A 7,005-nucleotide genomic window follows, 5' to 3' on the forward strand; every position below is an offset into this window, starting at 1 on the left:
GCAGCGTTGAAGCCGCGCCCCGAAGGCGCGGCGAATTCATGAGGTTTCAGGCCGGCCTCACGCCGCATCGGACGGTGTGGGGCGATTCATCCAGCTGCACCAGCGCGGACCAGCAGGACATAACCATCGGCATCGAAGAGCACATGCAGCTGGGAGCGACGGATCCCGGACAAGGACCGCCAAGACTTCTCGGTGGTCACCAGGAATTCATGCTCGTGAAGGGGACCGAGCTTCGGATCGCGGCGAAGCCAACTGTCCAGCTCCTCGTCCTTGACCACGTCGTGCGCTTTGCCACCGGTGTAGAAACTGGCGGAGTACGGCAGCGCATTCAGGAACGACACTTCCGAAGCCTTGTGGCCGCCAGACAGGAGCGGGAGCAGCACGCCGGATGCTGATCGGATGGCGCCGATCGACCCTTGGCTCAAGAGCAACGCTGCGACCGCACCGGTCAGGATGACGAGTCCAGTCGCGACAAGCCCGTGAACGACGCGTTGCCGCGAATCTCGTGCAAGCCAGCGCCCGGCGAGAATCGCCAACGCAGGCGCGGCCGGGAGCACGTACGTCCAAAGAATGTTCCTCGACGCTGAGAACAGCAACACTGGCGTCAACGCCCATGCGACGAGTAGCGTCGTGTACGGAGATCTCTCCGATCGCGTACCACCGGCGATTTGCCTCGCGGCCCTGCGCCTGCCGATCAGCAGCCAGGGCAGAAGCAGGCTCCACGGCAAGAATCCAACCGCCAGGTATCCCCAGACGATTCCCCTGGCCTGCTCGTGCGCTGTTCCATAGAGGTCACCGGTCCATCCCGGCTGCGTGAACCGGCTCCAGTGCTCCCCGACGAGAAAGTATTCGAGGAACCCCGGGCTGCGAAGCTCCGCCAGCACGTACCAAGGTCCCGCAATGCTCAAGACCAGCAGTCCCCCCTTGAACCAGGGCAGCGCGATCACATCTCTGAAGGCGCCGCGACAGCTCAGGCCATGCACGGCGACCGGGACCAAAGACAGAACAAGCGCCACCGGTCCCTTCGCCAGCAGTCCCAAGGCGAGCCCCACAAAGAACGCCAGTGCGCCGACACGCACTCTGGTCAGGTTGGTCCCGGAGATCGCCCACCAGAAGCCGCCAATGCTGAGCGTCACGGCGACGGTCAGAGCCATGTCGGTCATCACCGCGCCCGCACTCACGAAGAACACCGCGCTGCCCCACAACACGGCGACGCCAAGGATGGCATCGCGGGAACTGGAGTCACGCAACCATCTCCAGACGATCAGCGTGACCATCATGGCGAGTACCAGCATGGGCAGGCGAGCACCCCACTCGTTGGCGCCGAGAACCAGTTGACCGGTCGCGGAGAACCAGGTCGACAGCGGCGGCTTGCCCCAGAAGACGACCTCCCCAGGCAGGTGAAGATTGATCCAGTCGCCGCCCGACATCATGATTCGAGCGATCTCCGCGTATCGGGCCTCGGTGTTGTCCGAGAGCGGATAGGTTCCCAGCGTCAGGGTGCGAAAGCCGATGCAGAGCGCCAACAAGACGGCCACCCAGAACGTGGTCGATATCGCTCTGGGCGGAGTGTGGTTTGCTTCCAGTACATCCAAGGCTCGGCTCACCACGGCCTGGCTCCAGCGACCCACAGGGGTGGCGAGGACACCGCGGGACGGAACTCTTCGATCAGGTACAACGGCCTGGCTTTGGACTCGATGAAAAGACGGCTCACGTACTCACCGAGGATGCCGATGGCCATCAGCTGAAGTCCGCCGAGGATCAGAATGCTGATGATCAGCGTCGGAAACCCATGTATCGGCTCGCCGAACAGCGCCGTCTTCGCGAGGAAGTACACCGCGTAGAGGAAGGACGCGACAGCGCAGGTCAGGCCCACGTAGGTGGCCATCTTCAACGGCACCGTCGAAAATCCGACAATCCCCTCCACCGCGAAGCGCCAGAGCTTGCGAAAGCCCCACTTGGTGTGGCCTTGGTTTCGCGCGTCCCGGTCATAGTCGATCGTGACGGCCTTGAACCCGACCCACGCAAACAGGCCCTTCATGAAGCGATTGCGTTCCGGGAGCCGATTGATGGCGTCCACAACGCGACGGCTCAGCAGGCGGAAGTCCCCCACGTCGGGCGGCATGGAAGTATCCGACAGCATGTTGAAGATGCGGTAGAACGCGAACGCCGAGAACGTCTTGAGGCAGCTTTCTCCAGCGCGCGACCTCCGACGCATCGTGACGACATCGGCGCCTTCCTCCCAAGTACGAATCATCTCGGGGATCAACGCGGGTGGATCTTGGAGGTCGGCATCGATCAGGATCACCGCTTCGCCGCGCGCCAGATGCAGCCCCGCGGTCATGGCCGCTTCCTTGCCGAAATTTCGGCTGAAGGATGCGACACCCACGCGAGGGTCTAGCGCTCGGAGCGCGTTCAAGGCGTCGCGCGTCCCGTCAGTGCTGCCATCGTCGATGTAGAGAATCTCTACGCGACGATCCAGAGACAGCAGCGCTGAGCTCAGTCGCTCGTGGAATGCCTTCAGGCTGGCCGCATCATTGAAGACCGGCACGACGACGGAAACTGCACCGGCCATCTGGCGCATTGGCGCGGCGGGAACAAGTTGAAGGGGAGCCGGGGACCAGGCAGCGTTGAACATCTCAACCAAGCTCCTCTCCCTCGTGCCCCATGGCTGCATCCAGCTGCAACTTCACTTGGCGGGCCCATCGAGGTCCACCGCGCATGGAATCCAGCTCGTCAGAGCTCGCCTTCGCGAAGTAGAGAGACTCGGACAATCCATGGCTGTCCAACGCCTGCTTCAATCTGGCCGCGCGATGCCGGAGCTCGATATCACGAGGCCCAGAGCCGTGCACGCTGCCATCAGCGAGGTAGCCCGCGCTGCGCTTCAGTGTCTGCAAGGTCGACGCGGAGAGCGCGGGTATAGCCCGCGGAGAAGACAGCCTTGCATGTTGGATGAACGGGTTCTTCCCCACCACCAAGCCCCACGGCCGCAGTCCTTCGACGATGTCTACGGTCATGGCTTCGAGCTTGGTGAGACCGAAGTCCCTTGCCACCCTCAACCGCGCAGCCAAGGCGCCGTTGGTCTTCGCCACTTCGAAGATGCCGCGCGCAGCGTCGGACTCGCAACCTAGAACAGGGAGGATGAAGGTGCGGATCAGTCCCTGGGCTTGGAAGTCCTGAGACTGCGACGCCAGGTACAACCAGTGCATCCCCTGTTCAGCATCGCGTAGGGATGCAGCAGCGCGCAGGATCGTTGCGCCCAGCCGGCGCTGCGCTGAAACGTCCCCGCTCGCCGCGGCTTTCTCCAGGAAGAAGCGCGCCATCGGAGGATTGGCTACGGAGCTGTGGTTGTTGGCATGCAGCTCGTAAAGCCGGGTCCAGGCTTCGCCATACCCCGCGTCGGCCGCTCGCATGAGCAAGGCAGAGGCCTTGCGCCTGTTCGGAGCCGGCACCAGCATGTCCCAGTCGATCGATCCGACGTTGTTGCCGCTCAGCGCCTGGCCCAGCAGCAACGCCGCGGCACAGTTCCCTCGGTCAACGCAGTCATCGAGCAGCACCTCGATGGCCTTCGTATCGACCGTGATCCGCACGTCGGGGATCGACTTGGCAAAGCTGATCGCGGCGTACACCTGATCGGCCAGGGTCGAGTTGGACAACTGCCCGAGGGCCAAGCTCACCGCGAGGGCTCGCAGTAGAAGGCGCGGCTCTTTTCTCACCAGCGCCCGCTCCATCGCCAACGCGATCAGCTCGGGCCACCCAATCTTCGGGACTCCCAGCAGGGCTTTCACACGCACCACCGCCGCATCGTCGGAGTCAACCGCGGAGGCCGGTAGCGTCAGAGCATCCTTCGCCCCGACCTGACCAGACCGAGCAGCAAGCCCAAGCCATCCCATCGCCTCGCTTTGATCGACCTGCGTGAGCAGATTCCAGATAGCGACTCTGAGCTGCGCTTCTCCGCTACCCAGGCGTGCCGCCCGCTCAAGCGTGGCGACACGTCCGTGAACAGCGATCTCATGTAAGTCGAGCGCCTCGACGATGAGACGCTGAGCTTCTTCCTCTCTGAGCGTCTCAACCTGACTCAGGTACTCAAGTCCAAGCGGCACGTGCCGCGGGAATCCCTTCATTCCCTCCAGGTACATGCGCCCCGCCTCGAAGCAGGCCGCAGCATCTCCTCGCCTTGCCCTGGAAATCAGTTGAATGTCTTGTCTTCTCATCGAGCGCCTTTCTTCGCACTGGCGCATTTGCCGAGCATCCTCGGGACACTCGCATCGCCGGAACATCGCGAGCAGACGAGAGACTAGAGATCAGGCATTGACCAACAACTGACCGTCTGATTACCGGTTCGTCAGCTTCGATGGCGATGGCATCGGTCGTTCCCGGACGTGTCGAACATGTGACCTCGCATCAGAAATTTCCTGTTGCTTCGGCTGTGTCCTCAGCGACACGCCTCACGACCGTTTGGACCACCGTGCGCGAGCACGCACCCGCTCAATCGGTAGAACTCGTGGATTTCCCTTGCTCTTCTCCCTAGCCTGCGTCGTGCTTGAGGCGAATCGCGTCTCTATGCATCGACCATCGAATAGGAGAAGTTCATGAATAAGCCAGTCCTCTTGGCATTGGCATGCAGCGCGCTTGCCGGCTCGGCCTTCGCGCAAACCTCGTCCGTGACGCTGTTCGGCGTCGCTGACGTTGCGGTCCGCCAGGTGAAGAACGGCAACGCGGGTACGGTCAAGGGCGTGACGTCCGGCGCCAACACAACCAGCCGGCTGGGCGTTCGTGGCGTTGAAGAACTGGGCGGCGGCTTGTCGGCCGGTTTCCACCTGGAGTCGGGCATCGATCTGGATTCCGGTACCGCCAACGCGAGCAAATATTGGAACCGCCGCTCGACGATCAGCCTGATGGGTGACTTCGGTGAAGTCCGCCTGGGCCGCGACACGACGCCGACCTACAACAATGCGCTCAACGATGAGTTCGGCATCGTGGGTGTTGGATCTCGCGGCATCTTTGTTTATGGCAGCGGCGCGAACCTGGGCAGTGGTGCAACCACGACCCAGCGTACGGACAACGGCGTGAGCTACTTCCTGCCGAAGAACCTGGGCGGCGTTTACGGTCAGTTCCATGTCGCCGCAGGCGAAGGCAACACCGTGGGCAACAAGTACTATGGCGGCCGCATCGGCTACGAAGACAAGAGCTTCCTGGTCGGCGGTGCCTACGGCACGACGGATGTCGGCGCCAATCTGTCCAAGTTCAAGAACTACAACCTGCTGTTCAACTACAAGTCGCCGTGGGGTGTGTTGCACACCCTGGTTGACGTGAAGAAGTGGGGCGAACGCAAGTCGACCGAGCTGTCGGTGGGCGCGACCATCCCGGTGACCGTCGGTCAGATCCGCGTGGGCTACACCAATGCCAACCGCTCTGGCGGCGCGGTTGGTTCCGGCTTCGCCGATGGCGACGACAGCACCCGCCTGGCGCTGGGATACGTCTACGACTTCTCGAAGCGCACGGCGCTCTACGGCACCGTGGCTCGTGTGACCAACAAGGGCGCCGCTCGCAGTTCCGTGCTGTACACGACGCCGGCGGGCATGCTGGGCGGCCAGAACTCCTCCGGCGCGGAAGTGGGGGTGCGCCACAGCTTCTAAGGCTAGGCTTACTGCAAGGTAAAGGCGAAGGGGATGCGCATCGCGCATCCCCTTTTTTCCATTCGCCTAACATCTGGCTTTCAGAGGCGACTACCGAGCGGGAGGGCTCATGGACGAGAGCTGGTTGCGAATGTTGAGATCGTGCGCAGCTAATCCGTCCGTTTTTTTGGTCGTGCTTGTGCTCACCCCGCCGCCGGAGCTGGGACCACCCGTGCGTGGACCGATCGCTGGAGAGCATGAACGCCCGGAGCTCGCCGAGGAAGCTGCGCTCGACACTTTCGCCGCGATGACCCGAGACGACTGAACCTCGCCGAAGCAGATCTACATGTCTGCCGCGAGTGCATCAGCCGTCATCCACGCTTCGTGGGCGACGCGGCGTTTGGCAAAGCAGCCGCCTGTTTGAACTCCGCGGCCTCGTCGTCCAGCGAGGCCATCGCCAGGGTGTACAGGATCGTGTTGTGAGCGAACTCAGCCTGCTCGCGCTCGACCTCTACGGTGTTGCCATCGATGCTGTCTTGCAACGGCTGCCTGTAGCCGGCGAACGCCAGAGTGCTTGATGGGATGAGCGGCACTTCACGCGTAGCCCCAGTCTCCTTGCCATCCTGGTCGGTGAGTTCCTCGGCCTGGCTTGACGCTCGCAGGACATCCGCGAACGAGATGTCGCGCGCTTTGTAGTTGGGTGTGTCAGCGTTGGCGATATTGCTCGCCAGCATGGCTTGGCGCTTTCCGCGAAATACCAGCGCCTGCGCCCGCCACTCATCCGATGCCTGAGCCTGCTTGGCCGTGGCGGCGCCGAACCTCGTGTCCTTGATCCCATCCATGGCATCCCCCAAAAGAAACGAAGCCGCTAGTGCGGCTTCGTGGGTTTCAGGCTCGTTCGCCTTCGTTCTTGTCGACGTAGACCTTGAACGGCTTGCTTGCGAAGCCCGCCGGGGCGATCTTGGACAGGTCCACCGAGCGGTGGCCGACGACGTCGAACTTCCAGGCGAAAGTCTTCGCTCCCTGGCGGAATTGCACGGTCTGGCCACATTCGATGTTGATGGCCTGGCGCGAATCCAGGTCAACGACGAAGTCCGTCTTCTGTCCCGCGAACGGCACGCCATAGATGGAATTCCCGTTCATCAGGCGCTCGGTCGTCTGTGCTGCGACCGGCGCGTTGAGGCCTGCGAACAGGCTGGCAGCGACAGCGATCATGGCAACGGTTCGGTTCATACAGATCTCCTTGTTTCGGTGGAGCCGTGCTCACCAAGAGCACCAACCGCATCCACCATGAACAGCACTTTAGAAATCTGCCGCTTTCAACGGACCTGTCGTAGCGATGACAAGTTTGTTAGCTCGCGTCGTTTATTCATCGGAATTCCGCGCT

Annotated in this window: 6 protein-coding genes; 1 reads left to right on the forward strand and 5 read right to left on the reverse strand. The window is 62.4% G+C overall.

What is annotated here, in order from left to right:
* Window positions 1–86: 86 nt before the first annotated feature.
* Genes PV762_RS07655 through PV762_RS07665 form a run of 3 tightly spaced genes read right to left on the reverse strand, consistent with a single transcriptional unit; the run spans window position 87 to window position 4,139 of the window.
* Window positions 87–1,595: an ArnT family glycosyltransferase gene (locus PV762_RS07655; protein ID WP_421034434.1), complete on the reverse strand. Its 1,509-nt coding sequence runs from the start codon at window positions 1,593–1,595 to the stop codon at window positions 87–89.
* Window positions 1,596–1,603: 8 nt separating this feature from the next.
* Window positions 1,604–2,638: a glycosyltransferase family 2 protein gene (locus tag PV762_RS07660; protein ID WP_421034435.1), complete on the reverse strand. Its 1,035-nt coding sequence runs from the start codon at window positions 2,636–2,638 to the stop codon at window positions 1,604–1,606.
* A 1-nt stretch (window position 2,639) separates the two neighbouring features.
* Window positions 2,640–4,139, reverse strand: a complete 1,500-nt coding sequence (locus tag PV762_RS07665) for a tetratricopeptide repeat protein (RefSeq protein ID WP_421034436.1) — start codon at window positions 4,137–4,139, stop codon at window positions 2,640–2,642.
* 453 nt (window positions 4,140–4,592) lie between these two features.
* On the opposite strand from PV762_RS07665, the gene PV762_RS07670 reads away from it, so the two are divergent.
* Window positions 4,593–5,639, forward strand: coding sequence for a porin (locus PV762_RS07670; protein WP_421034437.1), 1,047 nt, complete (start codon window positions 4,593–4,595; stop codon window positions 5,637–5,639).
* A 350-nt stretch (window positions 5,640–5,989) separates the two neighbouring features.
* Here PV762_RS07670 and flgB read toward each other — a convergent pair whose 3' ends face one another.
* A complete protein-coding gene (gene flgB / locus PV762_RS07675) occupies window positions 5,990–6,460 on the reverse strand; it encodes a flagellar basal body rod protein FlgB (protein ID WP_421034438.1) in 471 nt (156 codons plus the stop codon).
* A 46-nt stretch (window positions 6,461–6,506) separates the two neighbouring features.
* Window positions 6,507–6,851 carry a CzcE family metal-binding protein gene (locus PV762_RS07680; protein ID WP_421034439.1) on the reverse strand — a complete coding sequence of 115 codons (345 nt, stop codon included), beginning with the start codon at window positions 6,849–6,851 and terminating at the stop codon, window positions 6,507–6,509.
* Between the last annotated feature and the right edge of the window lie 154 nt (window positions 6,852–7,005).

Origin of the sequence: Mitsuaria sp. CC2 (assembly GCF_048957715.1) — a bacterium.
GTDB lineage: Bacteria > Pseudomonadota > Gammaproteobacteria > Burkholderiales > Burkholderiaceae_C > Roseateles.

Coding starts and splice junctions, on each gene's coding strand:
- flgB (WP_421034438.1), bottom strand. CDS start 6,460: ATGGATGGGATCAAGGACACGAGGTTCGGCGCCGCCACGGCCAAGCAG.
- PV762_RS07660 (WP_421034435.1), bottom strand. CDS start 2,638: ATGTTCAACGCTGCCTGGTCCCCGGCTCCCCTTCAACTTGTTCCCGCC.
- PV762_RS07665 (WP_421034436.1), bottom strand. CDS start 4,139: ATGTACCTGGAGGGAATGAAGGGATTCCCGCGGCACGTGCCGCTTGGA.
- PV762_RS07680 (WP_421034439.1), bottom strand. CDS start 6,851: ATGAACCGAACCGTTGCCATGATCGCTGTCGCTGCCAGCCTGTTCGCA.
- PV762_RS07670 (WP_421034437.1), top strand. CDS start 4,593: ATGAATAAGCCAGTCCTCTTGGCATTGGCATGCAGCGCGCTTGCCGGC.